The sequence below is a fragment of the Pseudomonas sp. SMN11 genome (assembly GCF_052041945.1).
GTDB lineage: Bacteria > Pseudomonadota > Gammaproteobacteria > Pseudomonadales > Pseudomonadaceae > Aquipseudomonas.
This window is the reverse complement of record NZ_JBKGGW010000032.1, coordinates 1-15,668: the sequence shown is the minus strand read 5'-3', so window position 1 is coordinate 15,668 and position 15,668 is coordinate 1. Positions and strand designations below refer to the sequence as shown.

The following is a 15,668-nucleotide window of genomic DNA, read 5'->3' as shown; positions in this document are numbered from 1 at the left end:
TTTCCAGCTGGCGGCCCCCTTGGTCCCGCTCGACAGGAGTTCGACATGTCTGAAGTACGTCATTCGCGCGTCATCATCCTCGGTTCCGGCCCTGCCGGTTACAGCGCCGCGGTCTACGCCGCCCGCGCCAACCTCAAGCCACTGCTGATCACCGGCATGCAGGCGGGTGGGCAGCTGACCACCACCACCGAAGTCGACAACTGGCCGGGCGACCCCCACGGTCTGACCGGCCCGGCCCTGATGCAGCGCATGCAGGAGCACGCCGAGCGTTTCGAGACCGAAATCGTCTTCGACCACATCAATGCCGTCGACCTGGCCAACAAGCCGTTCACCCTGCAGGGTGACAGCGGCAAGTACACCTGCGACGCGCTGATCATCGCCACCGGCGCCAGCGCCCGTTACCTGGGCCTGCCGTCGGAAGAGGCGTTCATGGGCAAGGGCGTTTCGGCCTGCGCCACCTGCGACGGCTTCTTCTACCGCAACAAGCCGGTTGCCGTGGTCGGCGGCGGCAATACTGCCGTGGAAGAAGCACTGTACCTGGCCAACATCGCCAGCAAGGTGACCCTGGTTCACCGCCGCGAGACTTTCCGCGCCGAGAAGATCCTGGTCGACAAGCTCAACGCCCGTGTCGCCGAAGGCAAGATCGAACTCAAGCTCAACGCCAATCTGGACGAAGTGCTGGGTGACAACATGGGCGTGACCGGTGCGCGCCTGAAGAACAACGACGGCAGCAGCGACGAAATCAAGGTCGACGGCGTATTCATCGCCATTGGCCACACCCCGAACACCTCGCTGTTCGAAGGCCAGCTGACCCTCAAGGACGGCTACCTGGTAGTTGCCGGCGGCCGTGAAGGCAACGCCACCGCCACCAACGTCGAAGGTGTGTTCGCTGCCGGTGACGTGGCTGACCACGTTTACCGTCAGGCCATCACCTCGGCCGGCGCCGGCTGCATGGCGGCACTGGACGTCGAGCGTTACCTGGACGGCCTGGCCAACGCCTCGTTCTGATTCAGGCAATAAAAAAACCGGCCATCTGGCCGGTTTTTTCATGCCTGCGGTACACTCACAGGCTCAGTCGCATCGACAGGTCCACGGCCTTCACATCCTTGGTCATGGCGCCAATCGAGATGTAGTCGACGCCGGTCTCGGCAATCACCCGCAGGGTGGTTTCGTTGATCCCGCCACTGGCTTCCAGCTTGGCCTTGCCAGCGTTGATACGCACTGCTTCGCGCATTTCATCCTGCGTCAGCTCGTCGAGCATGATGATATCTGCGCCAGCATTCAGCGCCTGGCGCAGTTCCTCCAGGCTTTCCACTTCGATTTCCACCGGCTTGCCGGGGGCGATGCGGTGTGCCGCCGCCACGGCCTCGGCCACGCCACCGCTGGCGGCAATGTGGTTTTCCTTGATCAGGAAGGCGTCATACAGGCCGATGCGGTGGTTGTGGCAACCGCCGCAGGTGACGGCGTACTTCTGTGCCAGGCGCAGGCCCGGCAAGGTCTTGCGGGTGTCGAGCAGCTGCACTTGGGTGCCTTCGACCAGGTCGGCGAGGAAGCGCGCACGGGTGGCCACACCCGACAGCATCTGCAGGAAGTTCAGTGCGCTGCGCTCACCGCTGAGCAGCGAGCGCGCCGGGCCTTCGAGGTGGAACAGCGGCTGATTGGCGGTAGCGCGCTCGCCATCGGCCACCTGCCAGTGCACGGCCACGCGCGGGTCAAGCTGACGGAACACGGCATCGACCCAGGCGGTGCCGGCAATCACGCAGTCTTCGCGGGTGATGATGGTGGCCTTGGCCAGGCGCTCGGCCGGGATCAGCTGCGCAGTGATGTCGCCGCTGCCGATGTCCTCCAGCAGTGCACGGCGCACATTGGCTTCGATCTCGGCGGTCAGGTCGGCAAGGCGTAGGTTCGGCATGGTCGGCTCCACAAGCTAGATGCCGGCGATTATAGGGCAGGGGGACTGCGCCGTGTACAGCTTGCCTTGCAGCTGACCATTGGTCAGGTCAAATGAGCATTTGCCCGAAAACAGAGTCACTTGCCCGCCAGTGAAGAGTGCTGGCAGCTGTCGGCATTTTTACCGATAATGGCGCCTAACAATTGGCGTCATAGCTTTGACGATTTTTCGCGCTGTCGAACACATTACCCAGCAAGGAGTCCGGGATGCATAAAGAAGGCAAGGTGGTGCCCCTGGCGGCGGCCATCGACCGAGGCGCACACACGCCCTTGCCTTGCCTTCCTGTGTTACTCCTGCAGGTGCGTGACAAGGCCGCCCTGCAACTGCGCCAGGGCTTGCAGGCGCTGTTCGACAATGCCGACGACACGCTTTTCGAAATGGCCGACCGGGCCGCCGACCGCTTCGACCAGAATCTGTACTTCGAAGCCATGCGTGACCTGCGCCTGAAGCGCAAGCACATCGAACGCGGCTTTCTCGACATCTTCTACGACACCTTCGCCCGGATCGGCCAGTTCGACCCGTTGGGCCAGCAGGCGTCGAAAAACCAGGCTTACAGGGAGCGTGCCGTCGCCGTCGATGGCATGGTCGCTCGGGTGCTGTCGCGTGATGGCCTCGCCCTCGAGCAACTGGGCATGCGTTTGCAGTGCCTGCTTGCGCGTAGCTTCGACGAACAACAGAACCCGTTCGGGCCTGCTGCGCTGTGTGGCTATTTCCTCGATGCCGGGCGCAACCTGGGCGTGGGCCTGCGGGTCAAGCTGATCCTGCTCAAGCTGTTCGAGCGCTACGTGCTGCGCGACATCGACGTGCTTTATGTTGAAGCCAACCAGTTGCTGGCCGCTGCGGGCGTGATGCCGGAACTGCAGCCAGCACCGCGTCGGCGCGCCGAGGATCGCCGCCTGAGCTCACGGTGCGTGCCGGCCAACCGCGAGCCCGATGCCATGGGGGCAGACAGTGCCGGGCAGGCCTTCATGCATTCGCTGGAAGGCTTGCTGGCGCCGTGCCGAGGGCGCATCGCCCCGCGCCTGCAAGCAGCTGCCAGAGCCGAGCCGATCAGCACCGCCGACTTGCTGCGTCTGCTTTCGCACTTGCAGCATTATGTGCCGGCCACGATCGACGATGACGACTTCGACCTGGGGCAGCAGCTTGAACAACTGCTGCTGCGGGTCAGTGTGCGCAGCGGTACGCGCCGGCGTATCGCCTGCGCCGACGAGGACATGATCAACCTGGTCGGCCTGCTGTTCGCCTACATCGCCGGCGATGACAACCTGCCGCTGAGCCTGCGCGCGCTGATCGTTCGCCTGCATATTCCGCTGCTCAAGGTGGCGCTGTTGGACAAAGGCCTGTTCAGCCGTGCCAGTCATCCGGCGCGGCGCCTGCTCAACGAGATCGCCGCTGTCGCGATGGGCTGGGAAACCGGCAGCGAAGGTCTGCGCGACAGCCTGCACCTGCGCGTGGAGCGCATCGTCCAGCGGCTGCTCAACGATTTCACCGAAGATGCCATGCTGTTCGCCGAGTTGCTGGAGGAATTCCTCGCCTTCAGCCAGGACGAGCGCCGGCGCAACGAACTGCTGGAGCAGCGTACGCGCGATGCCGAGGAAGGGCGCGCCCGTGCCTTGCAGGCCCGCCAGCAGGTACAGCAGGCGCTCAACCAGCGCCTGCGCGGGCGCACCTTGCCGCAGGGAGTGGTGAACATGCTGGTTCAGGCCTGGAGCCAGGTGCTGTTATTGGCCTGGCTGAAGCAGGGCGAAGCGTCCCCAGCCTGGCAGCAGGCGCTGGCAACCATGGATACCTTGCTCGCCAGTATCGCCCCGCATCAATCGCCGCAGGCGTTACTGCAACAAGTACCAGGCCTGCTCAAGTCACTGCGTGACGGCCTGGCCAGTGTGGCGCTGGACTCAGCGGCCGCCCGCGAATTCTTCCTGCAACTGGAGCAACTGCACTTGCGTGCCTGTGCGGGGGCCGAACAGCCAGTTGGTAACCATGAACTTGCCGAAGTCCTGGTCGCCGAGGACATCGTGCTGGCTATCGCCGAAGAGTCCGCTTGCGCGCCACTGCATCAACTCGATGAGCATGCGGCGGAGATGCGCCAGGTGCAGCGCTTGCGGATCGGCACCTGGGTAGAAATACTCGATGACGATGAGCCTTTGCGCTGCAAGCTGGTCGCGCGCATCGACAGCAGCGACCGCCTGGTCTTCGCCAACCGTACCGGGATGAAGGTGCGTGAATGGAACTCGGCCGGCCTGGCGCAAGCCCTGCGTCGAGGCGAGGCGCGGTTGCTGGATGATGGCCTGCTGTTCGAGCGGGCATTGGAAGCCGTGCTCGAAGGCCTGCGTCAGCAACAGGTGCACTGAGGCGACGGCATTACAATCATTCACATGCAATGCGGCCCGTGTGCAGGGCATACTGCAGCTCTGTAACGGCGTTTTTCAGGATTTGCCCCATGCAATTGGACCGTGCCACTGGCTGGTTCCACGGAAACGGAATCACCCTCTGCCCCTCGCCGAACTTCAACGCCCGCCCGGACGGTGAAGCGATTTCCCTGCTGGTAATCCACAACATCAGCCTGCCACCGGCCTGCTTCGGCAGCGGCAAGGTGCAGCAGTTCTTCCAGAATCGCCTGGACCCGAACGAACATCCTTACTTTGCCAGCATCAGCCACCTGACCGTCTCGGCGCATCTGTTCGTCGAGCGTGACGGAGCGGTGACCCAGTTCGTGTCGTTGCTCGACCGTGCCTGGCATGCCGGCGTTTCGTGTTTCAACGGGCGTGAGGGCTGCAACGACTTTTCCATCGGGATCGAACTGGAAGGTACCGACGATCTGCCCTATACCGATGCCCAGTACGCCGTGCTGAAGCAACTGACCCGGCAGATCCAGGCCGCCTGGCCGGTGATCGACCTGGACCGCATCCAGGGCCACAGCGACATTGCCCCAGTGCGCAAGACCGACCCTGGCCCGGCCTTTGACTGGGCGCGGTACCGCAAGGCCGTAAGGGACAACGAGGACAACGGATGAGTTTTCTGGTGCTGTTACTGGCGCTGTGGGTAGAGAAGTTTTCTGCACTGCGCCATCAGGTACAACGAGACGGTTTCTTCCTGGGCGAGCTGGTGCGCCTGGAGCGCAGCGGCAAGGTGCATCCCTGGTGGACACTGGCAATCCTGGTGCTGGCGCCCGTGGCGGTACTTGTGTTGTTGCTGCATGTGCTGGACCCGGTGGCCTACGGTTTGCTGGCTTTGCCGGTGCACTTGCTGGTGCTGATCTACAGCCTGGGGCGCGGCGATGCCAAGGCCTCCCTCGGGCCATTCCGCGATGCCTGGCGGCGTGGCGACGACCAGGCCGCACTGCATGTGGCCGAGCGCGACCTCGGCCTGGCGGCCGACGAGCCCCACAGCCTGCTGGTGCGTGTGCAAGGTTACCTGTTGTGGCAGGCCTACCAGAGCTTCTTCGCGGTGATCTTCTGGTACTTCGTGCTCGGCCCTGGCGCGGCGCTGGCCTACCGCCTGCTGGCGCTGACCGGCGATCATAGCCGCCAGCCTGCGCTCAAGGCCCGTGCCGAACAGCTGCGGCATATCATGGACTGGCTGCCAGTGCGGATGCTCGCCCTGAGCTTCGCGCTGGTCGGCAATTTCGTCGCGGTGATGCGGGTGATGCTGCACGAGCTGCTCAACTGGCATATCAGCGCCGGGCACCTGGTGGCCAGGATCGGGCGCATTGCCGATGATATCCCCGAGGAGGAGGACCCCCAGCGCGGGTTGGGGCGGCTGGACAGCCTGTGGGAGCTGCTGCTGCGCTGTGCGGTGTTGTGGTATGCAGGGTTTGCCCTGTGGACAGTGCTGGTGTAGGAGCGGCCTTGTGTCGCGAAAGGGCCGCAAAGCGGCCCAGGCAATTTGTGCGTTGACGCTGAAAACCGGGGGCTGCTTCGCACCCCTTTCGCGACACAAGGCCGCTCCTACAAAAAGAGCGCCGTCAGCCTGCGGTTAACCTTAAGTTACAAACCTCCGATTCGATCTGCGATATACAAGTGGCCTAGTGCTATCTCTGCAGAACAACAAGAATCCATGGAGGTGCCCCGTGAAGCGTCTGCTCTACCCGGCCATCGCATTGATGAATCGGCTGAGCTTCGGTCAGAAGTTCAGCCTCATCAGCGTCCTGTTCTTCCTGCCCATGCTGGGCACCAGCGTTTATCTGGTGCGCGATGCCTACCAGCAGTTCCATGCCACCCGCGCCGAGTTGCAGGGCATTGCCCCGCTGACGGACAGTCTGACCCTGCGCGCCGACCTGGAGGCGCTTGGCAACCTGTTGCAGGTCAATGCCGTGCTCGGCCAGTCGGGCCAGGCGGGGGACCTGGAGGCGCGTATCGCTGCGTTGCAGGACAAGGTCCAGGGGCAGTTGCACACGCTGCAAGGGGATGAGGCGGTGCCACAAGGCAAACTCGAGGAATTGGCCACTGCATTTGCCAGTGCCCAGGCGGAATCCTCGCTGCAGAACAAGGCCGCGCTGTTCGACAAACTGCTGGCCCAGGCCCAGATACTGGGCAAGCAGGTGGTCAGCCAGTCCGGCCTGAGCCAGGACCGCCAGGCTTCGGTGCGCCAGCTGAGCGAACTGCTCGGGGTCGCCACGGCGCAAGTCACCCAGGTTCTGGGTGAGGGGCGGGCCATGGGCGCCGTTGCACTGGGCCGGGGGTTCATCGACTCTGCTGGCAGTGCCCGTTTCGAAGACCTGTTGCAGCGCCTCGATCGCCTTGGCGCCGACTTTGCCTTGCGGCTGGATGATGCCCTGGCGACGGACCCGGCCGCCAAAGCCAGCCTGGCGGGGGCGGCAGCCACCAGCCAGGCGACGGTCAGGCAGGCTGCGTCGTTGTTCGAGGAGCAGGTGGTGGTGGCGGAAACGCTCGATGCCCCTTGGCCGGCGTTCTATCAGCAGGTCAGCGAACTGATGGCGCCGACCTATCGCCTCAACGACGCCGTACTCGCGCACCTGCAGGGGCAGTTGCAGGAGCGCCTGGCCGAGCAGCGCCTGCGCATGCTTGCCCTGGGCTCGCTGCTGGCCGGTGTCTTCGTGCTGATCCTGTACTTGTACGGCGGCTTCTATGTCTCGACCCGGGCCACTTTGCGCCGGCTGGGCGGTGCCATGGACAAAGTGGCCGCAGGCGACATGACGGTCAGCTTCCAGGCCCATAGCCGTGACGAATTGGGTGAGCTGGGCCAGGGCTTCAGCGAAACCGTGCGTCGTATCCGCAGCCTGATCGACCAGGTCGGGCGCACTGTGGTTGCCGTTGAAGAACAGGCCGGGCAGGTGCTGGCCGTATCGGCGCGGAGCAATCAGGCGGTCAGCGGCCAGCGTGAACAGATCGAGCAGGTGGCCACGGCGATGAACCAGATGAGTGCCACCGCGCAGGAGGTGGCGCGCAGTGCCGCGCTGGCGGCCAACGGCGCGCAGCAGGTCAACCTGGAAAGCGCCAACGGCCGTACCCTGGTGGCCAGCCAGCAACACAGCATCGGTCGCCTTGCCGAGGAAATCGACCAGACCGTAGTGGCGATCAATCGGCTGGCCGATGACAGCCAGGCCATTGGCCAGGTGCTGGAGGTGATTCGCAGCATTGCCGAGCAGACCAATCTGCTGGCGTTGAATGCAGCCATCGAAGCGGCGCGGGCCGGTGAGCAGGGGCGAGGGTTTGCCGTGGTGGCCGATGAAGTGCGTACCCTGGCCCGGCGTACCCAGGACTCCACTGCGCAGATCGCGCAGATGATCCAGCGCCTGCGCGACGGCGTGGAGCAGGCGGTGCGGGCGATGGGCAGCAGCCATCAGATGGCCGCAGGCACTGTCGATGAAGCGCGACAGGTGCAGCAGGCGCTGGGCAATATCCTGGGTGCGGTGGGTGGCATCGTCGAGCAGAACCAGCAGATCGCCGCAGCGGTCGAGCAGCAGACGGCAGTGGCCCATGACATCGACCGCAATATCGTCGCAATCAACCGGGCGGCGCAGGATACGACCCAAGGCGCTTGCCAGACCGAGGATGCCAGCCGGGTGCTGTCGACGCAGGTGGTGGAGTTGAAGCGTTTGATCGGGGCGTTCAGGGTCTGAGGCCAGTGCTACCAGCCGAAAAGCTCGCAGGCATTTCGGCTGCTGACTTCAGCCAATACCTCAGCCTCGATGCCCATCACCTCGGCCAGGGCCGCGGCAATCTCCGGCAGGTGCTCCGGGCTGTTGCGCTGCCCGGCAAACATCACCGGGGCCATGTCTGGCGAGTCGGTCTCCAGCACGATGCTTTCCAGCGGCAGGCGCGGCAGGGTTTTGCGCAGGCGCAACGCCTGCGGCCAGGTCGCTGCACCGCCCAGGCCAAGGCGGAAGCCCAGCTTGATGTACTCGCGCGCCTCTTCGTAACTGCCGGCAAAGGCATGGATCACCCCCGCCCGCGCCGGCTTGTAGCGCTTGAGCGTGGCAATCACCTGGGCGTGGCTGCGACGCACGTGCAACAGGGCTGGCAGCGCGAAGTCACAGGCCATTTGCAGCTGCGCTTCAAACAGCGACTGCTGGCGTTCCTTGTCGAGCGCTTCGAGGTAGTAGTCCAGGCCGAACTCGCCGACCGCGCACAGCCGAGGGTTGCCCTGCAGGCGTTCCAGCCAGTCACGCAGTTGCGTCAGGTGCTCCGGCCGGTGCTGCTCCAGGTAGACCGGGTGCAGCCCCAGCGCCGCATGCACGTTGCCTTCGGAGCAGGCCAGGTCCCACACTCGCTGGAAATTCGCCTGGTACACCCCCAGCACCACCATCCGCTCCACTCCACGCGCCGCTGCGTTGGCCAGCAGGCGCGGGCGGTCGGCGTCGAAGTCCGGGAAGTCCAGGTGGGTGTGGGTGTCGATCAGGCGCATGGTCAGGCCGCAGTGATGCGTTGCTTGAAGGTCCGGCCAATGGCGTGCACGCCGGGCTCGTAGCGCTTTTCCTCAATGGCGGCCAGGGCCAGTTCCAGCGCGGTGGCGGCGATCAGGCCGTGCTGCTGGGCCATGGCGTTGACCGGCAGTGGCAGGAAATCGAGCAACTGGTTGTCACCGAAGGTGCCCAGGTGCAGCTGGCGCGAATCGGCCGGGCGCGCCTGCAAGGTATCGAATACCCCCTGCAGCAGCACGTAGGAGGTGGTCACCAGGGCATCCGGGAGGCCGCCTTGTTCGTCGATCAGCTGCTGCATCAGGCGTTGGCCGCATTCACGGCTGAAGCTTTCGCCCTGATAGCGGCGGACCACGCCGCCGAAACCTTGCATGGCTTCGTCGAAACCACCGGCGCGCGCCTGGCTGACCGACAGCTCCGGGCGGGCACCGATCAGCGCGATGCTGTTGGGCGCGGTAGCCAGCAGGCTGTTGGCCAGCTGGCGGCTGGCATCGCGGTCGTCACTGATCACCGAGCAGAAGTGTGCCGGGTCCAGGCGCCGGTCGATGGCGATCACCGGCAGGCCTTTGTCCTGCAGCTCACGGTAGCTGTCGTCCTCCGGTGGCAGGCAGCTGGCGACGAACAGGGCATCGCAGCGGCGGGCGCGGAACAGCTGCTGCAACTGGCGCTCACTGTCGGGCTGGTCGTCGCTGCTGGCGATCAGCAGCTGGTAGCCACGGGCGCGGGCGCCTTGCTCGAGCTGTTTGGCGATGCGGGCATAGCTCGGGTTCTCCAGATCCGGGAGAATGAAGCCCAAGGTGCGGGTGTGTCGGCTGCGCAGGCCGGCTGCTTGCGGGTTTGGGGTGAAGCCATGGGCCTCGACCACCGCGCGCACCCGCTCGACAGTGCTGTTGCTGATGCGCTGCTGTTCAGCCTTGCCATTGATGACATAACTGGCAGTGGTCACTGACACACCGGCCAGACGGGCGATATCGCTGAGTTTCACCGAATTTTCCTTGTTATTACCGGGACTGGCTACGGAACCAGGACCGGGTAGTTTGACCCGTGTTGGCCGCCACGCGCAGGCGACCATTGTCGCAATTGTCCGACAGGATGGGGCTTTTTCCTTGGAAGATTATCGAGTAACGTGGCCGCTTGGTCAGATTAAACGTTTCAGCTATTAATTTTTCTGCCTCGACTGCCTGCCGTGCAAGGCTGTCGAACTGGCTGATTCTGTGAATATCACAACAATACCTCAGTACCCGGCATCAAAACCAAGCTGGGGCTGCAAAAGGAGAAGGTCATGCTCGAGCTCGCCAAAGAGCAGATAGCCATGGGCCAGACGGCCGCCGACAAGGCCGGGGCGTTGCGCCTGCTGGCGGATCAGCTGGTGGCCGACGGCCTGGTTGCCGAAGGTTATCTCGAAGGCCTGCAGGCGCGCGAAGCGCAAGGCTCGACGTTCCTTGGCCAGGGCATCGCCATCCCTCACGGCACCCCGCAGACCCGCGAGCTGGTGTTCGCCACGGGTGTGCGCCTGCTGCAGTTCCCTGAAGGGGTGGACTGGGGCGATGGCCAGATCGTCTACCTGGCCATCGGCATCGCCGCCCGTTCCGACGAACACCTGCGCCTGCTGCAACTGCTGACCCGCGCCCTCGGCGAAACCGACCTGGCCGAGGCATTGCGCCGGGCCAGCTCTGCCGAGACATTGCTCAAGCTGCTGCAAGGCGCGCCGCAGGAACTGGCGCTGGACGCGCAACTGGTCGGCCTGAACCTGCCGGCTGAAGATTTCGATGAGCTGGCCTGGCGCGGTGCGCGTCTGCTGCAGCGCGCCGGTTGCGTCGACAGCGGCTTCGCGGCCGTGCTGCAACAGGCCGACCCTCTGCCACTGGGCGAGGGCCTGTGGTGGCTGCACAGCGAGCGTCAGGTACGCCAACCCGGACTTGCCTTCATCACGCCGCAGCAGCCCCTGCGTTATCGCGACCAGCCGCTCAATGGCCTGTTCTGCCTGGCCAGCCTTGGCGCGGCCCATCAGGCGCTGCTCGAGCGCCTGTGCGAAGTGCTGATCGAAGGCCGTGGGCAAACGCTCTATCAGGCAACCAGCAGCCGCGCGGTGCTCGAGGTGCTGGGTGGTGGGGCACCGGTTGACTGGCCTACTGCGCGTATCTTGCTGGCCAACCCGCATGGGCTGCATGCCCGCCCGGCGAAGGTGCTGGCGCAACTGGCCAAGGGTTTCGAGGGCGAAATTCGCGTGCGTGTGCTCGACAGCGCGCAGCCGGCGGTGTCGATCAAGAGCTTGAGCAAGTTGCTCAGCCTGGGCGCCCGTCATGGCCAGGAACTTGAGCTGAGCGCTGAACCGTCGATTGCCGGCGATGCGTTGCCCGTGCTGCTGGCCGCCATCGAGCAAGGCTTGGGCGAAGAGGTTGAGCCAGTGGTACAAACCACCCGCACAGCCGTTGCCAGCGCAGCCGCCGCACTCCAGGCGCCCGCTGCGGGCAGCCGCATCCAGGGCGTCAGTGCATCCCCTGGTATTGCCAGCGGGCCGGCGCATGTCTGCGTCGAGCGCGATATCGACTACCCACTGCGCGGCGAGTCGCCTGCCCAGGAACGCCTGAAGCTGCGCGACGCGCTGGATGTCGTGCATGGCGAACTGCAGGCGCTGGTGCAGCGCAGCAACAAGTCAATCGGCGAGATTTTCGTCACCCACCAGGAAATGCTCGCCGACCCGGCCCTGAGCGACGATGTCGATGCTCGCCTGGCCCAGGGTGAAAGTGCGGCGGCGGCCTGGATGGCGGTGATCGAAGCGGCGGCGCGCCAACAGGAAGCGCTGCACGATGCCCTGCTGGCCGAGCGCGCAGCCGACCTGCGCGACATTGGCCGCCGGGTGCTGGCCCAGTTGTGCGGCGTGCAGGCCCAGGCCGAGCCGGAACAACCCTATGTGCTGGTCATGGGCGAAGTTGGCCCCTCCGATGTCGCCCGCCTGGACCCGGCCCGAGTCGCCGGCATCGTCACCGCGCATGGCGGTGCCACTGCGCACAGCGCGATCGTCGCCCGTGCCCTGGGCATCCCGGCGGTGGTCGGTGCGGGGCCGGCGATCCTGCTGCTTGCTTCCGGCACGCCGCTGCTGCTCGACGGCCAGCGCGGCGTGGTCAGCGTCGCACCGCCCGCCGACGAGCTGCAGCGCGCCCTGGCTGAGCGCGACCGGCGCGAACAGCGCCTGCAAGCCGCCTGGGCCCAGCGCCATGAACCGGCAGTAACCCGCGATGGCCATGCCGTCGAAGTGTTCGCCAACATCGGCGAAAGCAGCGGCATCGACAAGGTGGTGGAGCAGGGCGCCGAAGGCGTTGGCCTGCTGCGCACCGAACTGATCTTCATGGCCCATTCCCAGGCCCCCGATATCGCTACCCAGGAAGCCGAGTACCGCCGTGTGCTCGACGGCCTCGGCGGTCGGCCACTGGTGGTGCGCACCCTTGATGTGGGGGGCGACAAGCCGTTGCCCTACTGGCCGATCGCCGCCGAAGAAAACCCGTTCCTCGGCGTGCGTGGGGTGCGCCTGACCTTGCAGCGCCCGCAGATCATGGAAGACCAGCTGCGCGCCTTGTTGCGTGCCGCTGATCAGCGGCCCCTGCGCATCATGTTCCCCATGGTCGGGCAAATTCACGAATGGCGTGAGGCGCGGGCCATGGTCGAGCGCCTGCGCCTGGAAACCCCGGTCGCCGACCTGCAGGTCGGGATCATGGTCGAGGTTCCGTCCGCCGCCTTGCTGGCGCCGCAGCTGGCCCGTGAAGTGGACTTCTTCAGTATCGGGACCAACGACCTGACCCAATACACCCTGGCCATCGACCGTGGTCACCCAAGCCTGTCTGCCCAGGCCGACGGCCTGCACCCGGCGGTGCTGAGCCTGATCGACATGACCGTGCGCGCGGCACACGCCGAGGGTAAGTGGGTAGGCGTGTGCGGCGAACTGGCTGCCGACCCGCAGGCGGTTGCCGTGCTGCTGGGGCTGGATGTTGACGAGCTGAGCGTGGCTGCCCGCAGCATTGCCGAAGTCAAAGCCCTGGTGCGCCAGGCTGATCACCAAACGGCTCGCGCCCTGGCGCGCGAGGCCTTGCAACAAGACAGCGCCGCAGCGGTTCGTGCGCTGGTGGAGCGTTACTGAATGGCCAAGATTCTCACCCTGACCCTGAACCCGGCGCTGGACATCACCGTCAGCCTCGACGCCCTGCGCCCAGGCCACGTCAACCGTGCCCACGACCAGCAAAGTCATGCTGCAGGCAAAGGTCTGAACGTGGCCCAGGTGCTGGCCGACCTAGGCCACAGCGTCACCGTCGGGGGCTTTCTGGGCCGCGACAACCCGCAACCGTTCGAGGCACTGATCGCCCGGCGCGGTTTTGCCGACTGCTTCGTGCGGGTGGCCGGTGAAACCCGCAGCAACCTCAAGCTGGTCGAGGCCGATGGTCGGGTCACGGACATCAACGGCATGGGGCCGGAGGTGGACGAAGTGGCCCGCGCCGAGCTGCTGCGCCGGCTGCAGCAAGTGGCGCCCGGGCACGACGCGATTGTGGTCGCGGGCAGCCTGCCGCGTGGCATCAGCCCCGAATGGTTCCGTCAGCTGCTGGCGCAGTTGCAGGCACTAGGGTTGAAGGTGGCCCTCGACAGCAGTGGCGACGCATTGCGTGCCGGCCTGCAGAGTGCCCCCTGGCTGGTCAAACCCAATACTGAAGAACTGGGCGAAGTGCTGGGCCTGACCGTGCAGAACGCTGCCGAGCAGCGCGCCGCAGCCGGGCAACTGCTGGCCAGTGGTGTCGAGCATGTGGTGGTTTCGGCGGGCGAGCAGGGGGTCAGCTGGTTTACTGCGGGCCTGGCTCTGCAGGCGCGCCCGCCCCAGGTAAGAGTTGCCAGTACCGTAGGCGCGGGTGATTCGCTGGTCGCCGGCATGGTCCACGGCCTGCTGGCGGCGGAATGCCCACAGCAGACCTTGCGCCGCGCCACGGCCATCGCCGCGCAGGCGGTGACGCAGGTCGGCTTCGGCATCCGCGACCGCGAGCAGCTCGCGCAGCTGGAGGCCGCCGTGCAACTGACAGAACAACAAGAGGGTTGCCGATGAACATCGCCATTGTCACCGCTTGCCCCAACGGGCAGGTGTCCAGCGTGCTCAGCGCCCGCCTGCTCGCGGCCGCCGCCCAGCGCCGCGGCTGGAGCACCAGTGTCGAGGTACAGGATGCCGAACATCCAGAACGCCAGCTGACGCCTGCGCAGATCGCCGAGGCCGATTGGGTGCTGGTGGTCGCCACTGGCCCGGTGGACCTCGCGCGCTTCGCCGGCAAGCGCGTGTACCAGAGCACCCCGGCGCAGGCCCTGGCCGACCGTGAGGGCTTCCTCGACGAGGCCGCAGGCAAGGCCGAAGTGCTGGCTGCCCAACCGGTCAGCGCGGTGCCTTCAGCGGCTGTACGGATTGTCGCGGTCACTGCCTGCCCGACGGGCGTGGCGCATACTTTCATGGCGGCCGAAGCCTTGCAACAGGCGGCGCAACAGCTGGATTACCAGCTCACCGTCGAGACCCAGGGCTCGGTGGGTGCGCGCAATCCGCTGTCGGCCCAGGCCATTGCCGATGCCGATGTGGTGCTGCTGGCCGCTGACATCGAGGTGCCAACGGCACGCTTTGCCGGCAAGCGTATCTACCGCTGCGGCACCGGTATCGCCCTCAAGCAGGCGCGTGCGACCCTGGAAAAAGCCCGGGCCGAGGCTAGGGTCGAAAGTGCCACGGATGCTGCATCAGCGGCACCTGCCAAGGCTGAGAAAACCGGCGTCTACAAGCATTTGCTGACCGGTGTTTCGTTCATGTTGCCGATGGTGGTGGCTGGTGGCTTGCTGATCGCCCTGTCGTTCGTCTTCGGCATCGAAGCCTACAAGGAGCCGGGCACTCTGCCCGCCGCGCTGATGCAGATCGGCGGCGAGGCAGCGTTCAAGCTGATGGTGCCGCTGCTCGCCGGTTACATCGCCTGGTCCATCGCCGACCGCCCGGGCCTGGCGCCGGGGATGATCGGTGGCCTGCTGGCCAGCACCTTGGGTGCCGGCTTCATCGGTGGCATCGTCGCAGGCTTTCTCGCCGGCTACAGCGCCAAGGCCATCGCCCGTTGGGCACGCCTGCCGAGCAGCCTGGACGCACTCAAGCCGATCCTGATAATCCCGCTGCTGGCCAGCCTGTTCACCGGCCTGGTGATGATCTACGTGGTTGGTCAGCCGGTGGCGGCGATGCTCGAAGGGTTGACGCACTTCCTCGACAGCATGGGCACCACTAACGCCATCCTGCTCGGGCTGCTGCTGGGCGGGATGATGTGCGTCGACCTCGGTGGGCCGATCAACAAGGCCGCCTATGCCTTCTCGGTGGGGCTGCTGGCGTCCTCCAGCTATGCGCCGATGGCGGCGACCATGGCCGCTGGCATGGTGCCGCCGATCGGCCTGGGCATTGCCACTTTCCTCGCACGGCGCAAGTTCGCCCAAAGCGAGCGCGAGGCGGGCAAGGCGGCGTTGGCGCTGGGGCTGTGCTTCATCTCTGAAGGGGCGATACCGTTCGCGGCCAAGGACCCACTGCGGGTGATCCCTGCGAGCATTGCCGGTGGCGCCTTGACCGGTGCTCTGTCGATGTACTTCGGCTGCAAGCTGATGGCGCCCCACGGCGGGCTGTTCGTGTTGCTGATCCCCAATGCGATCAACCATGCGCTGTTGTATCTGCTGGCGATTGTGGCGGGGAGCCTGGTGACGGCAGTGGTATATGCGGTGATCAAGAAGAGCGAGCGGGTGGAGTTGGCCGTTGCGCCTGTGAAAGGCTAGAGCCTTCCATTGGCATTGCCGGCCTCA

11 protein-coding genes and 1 pseudogene are annotated in these 15,668 nt (G+C 65.5%); 9 read left to right on the top strand and 3 right to left on the bottom strand.

The genetic code is table 11. The features are described 5' to 3' along the window. The first annotated feature begins 45 nt into the window (after positions 1–45). Complete coding sequence (gene trxB, locus ACLEJU_RS22120; protein WP_159412085.1) at positions 46–1,008, top strand: thioredoxin-disulfide reductase; 963 nt, start codon at positions 46–48, stop codon at positions 1,006–1,008. A 55-nt stretch (positions 1,009–1,063) separates the two neighbouring features. Here the strand turns inward: trxB and nadC are convergent, their stop codons facing one another. Continuing rightward, positions 1,064–1,912: a carboxylating nicotinate-nucleotide diphosphorylase gene (gene nadC, locus ACLEJU_RS22115; RefSeq protein WP_435424095.1), complete on the bottom strand. Its 849-nt coding sequence runs from the start codon at positions 1,910–1,912 to the stop codon at positions 1,064–1,066. Between the two features lie 245 nt (positions 1,913–2,157). On the opposite strand from nadC, the gene ACLEJU_RS22110 reads away from it, so the two are divergent. The 5 genes and pseudogenes from ACLEJU_RS22110 (at position 2,158) to ACLEJU_RS22090 (ending at position 8,033) form a co-directional block, all read left to right on the top strand. Next, on the top strand, positions 2,158–4,302 hold the full coding sequence (locus ACLEJU_RS22110) for a DUF1631 domain-containing protein (RefSeq protein ID WP_435424094.1): 2,145 nt from the start codon (positions 2,158–2,160) through the stop codon (positions 4,300–4,302). Between the two features lie 89 nt (positions 4,303–4,391). Continuing rightward, on the top strand, positions 4,392–4,964 hold the full coding sequence (gene ampD, locus ACLEJU_RS22105; protein WP_435424093.1) for a 1,6-anhydro-N-acetylmuramyl-L-alanine amidase AmpD: 573 nt from the start codon (positions 4,392–4,394) through the stop codon (positions 4,962–4,964). Further along, positions 4,961–5,791, top strand: a complete 831-nt coding sequence (ampE, locus tag ACLEJU_RS22100) for a regulatory signaling modulator protein AmpE (RefSeq protein ID WP_435424092.1) — start codon at positions 4,961–4,963, stop codon at positions 5,789–5,791. Before ampD ends, ampE begins: the two co-directional genes overlap by 4 nt. 262 nt (positions 5,792–6,053) lie before the next feature. After that, positions 6,054–7,175 (top strand): annotated as a pseudogene (locus ACLEJU_RS22095) (HAMP domain-containing protein); the annotation flags it as partial. Between the two features lie 144 nt (positions 7,176–7,319). Beyond that, positions 7,320–8,033, top strand: coding sequence for a methyl-accepting chemotaxis protein (locus tag ACLEJU_RS22090; RefSeq protein WP_435424112.1), 714 nt, complete (start codon positions 7,320–7,322; stop codon positions 8,031–8,033). An 8-nt stretch (positions 8,034–8,041) separates the two neighbouring features. On the opposite strand, the gene ACLEJU_RS22085 is transcribed toward ACLEJU_RS22090, so the two are convergent. Both ACLEJU_RS22085 and cra read right to left on the bottom strand, forming a co-directional pair. Further along, positions 8,042–8,818 carry a TatD family hydrolase gene (locus ACLEJU_RS22085; protein WP_435424091.1) on the bottom strand — a complete coding sequence of 259 codons (777 nt, stop codon included), beginning with the start codon at positions 8,816–8,818 and terminating at the stop codon, positions 8,042–8,044. Between the two features lie 2 nt (positions 8,819–8,820). After that, the gene (cra, locus tag ACLEJU_RS22080; RefSeq protein ID WP_435424090.1) at positions 8,821–9,816 is read right to left on the bottom strand and encodes a catabolite repressor/activator; all 996 of its coding nucleotides are present in this window, start codon (positions 9,814–9,816) and stop codon (positions 8,821–8,823) included. Between the two features lie 297 nt (positions 9,817–10,113). Between cra and ptsP the strand changes: the two genes are divergently transcribed. The 3 genes from ptsP to ACLEJU_RS22065 are packed head-to-tail and all read left to right on the top strand — an operon-like array spanning position 10,114 to position 15,641. Further along, positions 10,114–12,966, top strand: coding sequence for a phosphoenolpyruvate--protein phosphotransferase (gene ptsP, locus ACLEJU_RS22075; protein WP_435424089.1), 2,853 nt, complete (start codon positions 10,114–10,116; stop codon positions 12,964–12,966). Beyond that, complete coding sequence (gene pfkB, locus ACLEJU_RS22070) at positions 12,967–13,914, top strand: 1-phosphofructokinase (RefSeq protein ID WP_435424088.1); 948 nt, start codon at positions 12,967–12,969, stop codon at positions 13,912–13,914. Then, positions 13,911–15,641 carry a PTS fructose-like transporter subunit IIB gene (locus ACLEJU_RS22065; RefSeq protein WP_435424087.1) on the top strand — a complete coding sequence of 577 codons (1,731 nt, stop codon included), beginning with the start codon at positions 13,911–13,913 and terminating at the stop codon, positions 15,639–15,641. The genes pfkB and ACLEJU_RS22065 overlap by 4 nt, the downstream gene beginning before the upstream one ends. The last annotated feature ends 27 nt before the right edge of the window (positions 15,642–15,668 follow it).

What these genes read in the sequence shown, in the direction of transcription:
- trxB (WP_159412085.1), top strand. Translation starts at nt 46, where the DNA reads ATGTCTGAAGTACGTCATTCGCGCGTCATCATCCTCGGTTCCGGCCCT.
- nadC (WP_435424095.1), bottom strand. Translation starts at nt 1,912, where the DNA reads ATGCCGAACCTACGCCTTGCCGACCTGACCGCCGAGATCGAAGCCAAT.
- ACLEJU_RS22110 (WP_435424094.1), top strand. Translation starts at nt 2,158, where the DNA reads ATGCATAAAGAAGGCAAGGTGGTGCCCCTGGCGGCGGCCATCGACCGA.
- ampD (WP_435424093.1), top strand. Translation starts at nt 4,392, where the DNA reads ATGCAATTGGACCGTGCCACTGGCTGGTTCCACGGAAACGGAATCACC.
- ampE (WP_435424092.1), top strand. Translation starts at nt 4,961, where the DNA reads ATGAGTTTTCTGGTGCTGTTACTGGCGCTGTGGGTAGAGAAGTTTTCT.
- ACLEJU_RS22090 (WP_435424112.1), top strand. Translation starts at nt 7,320, where the DNA reads ATGAACCAGATGAGTGCCACCGCGCAGGAGGTGGCGCGCAGTGCCGCG.
- ACLEJU_RS22085 (WP_435424091.1), bottom strand. Translation starts at nt 8,818, where the DNA reads ATGCGCCTGATCGACACCCACACCCACCTGGACTTCCCGGACTTCGAC.
- ptsP (WP_435424089.1), top strand. Translation starts at nt 10,114, where the DNA reads ATGCTCGAGCTCGCCAAAGAGCAGATAGCCATGGGCCAGACGGCCGCC.
- pfkB (WP_435424088.1), top strand. Translation starts at nt 12,967, where the DNA reads ATGGCCAAGATTCTCACCCTGACCCTGAACCCGGCGCTGGACATCACC.
- ACLEJU_RS22065 (WP_435424087.1), top strand. Translation starts at nt 13,911, where the DNA reads ATGAACATCGCCATTGTCACCGCTTGCCCCAACGGGCAGGTGTCCAGC.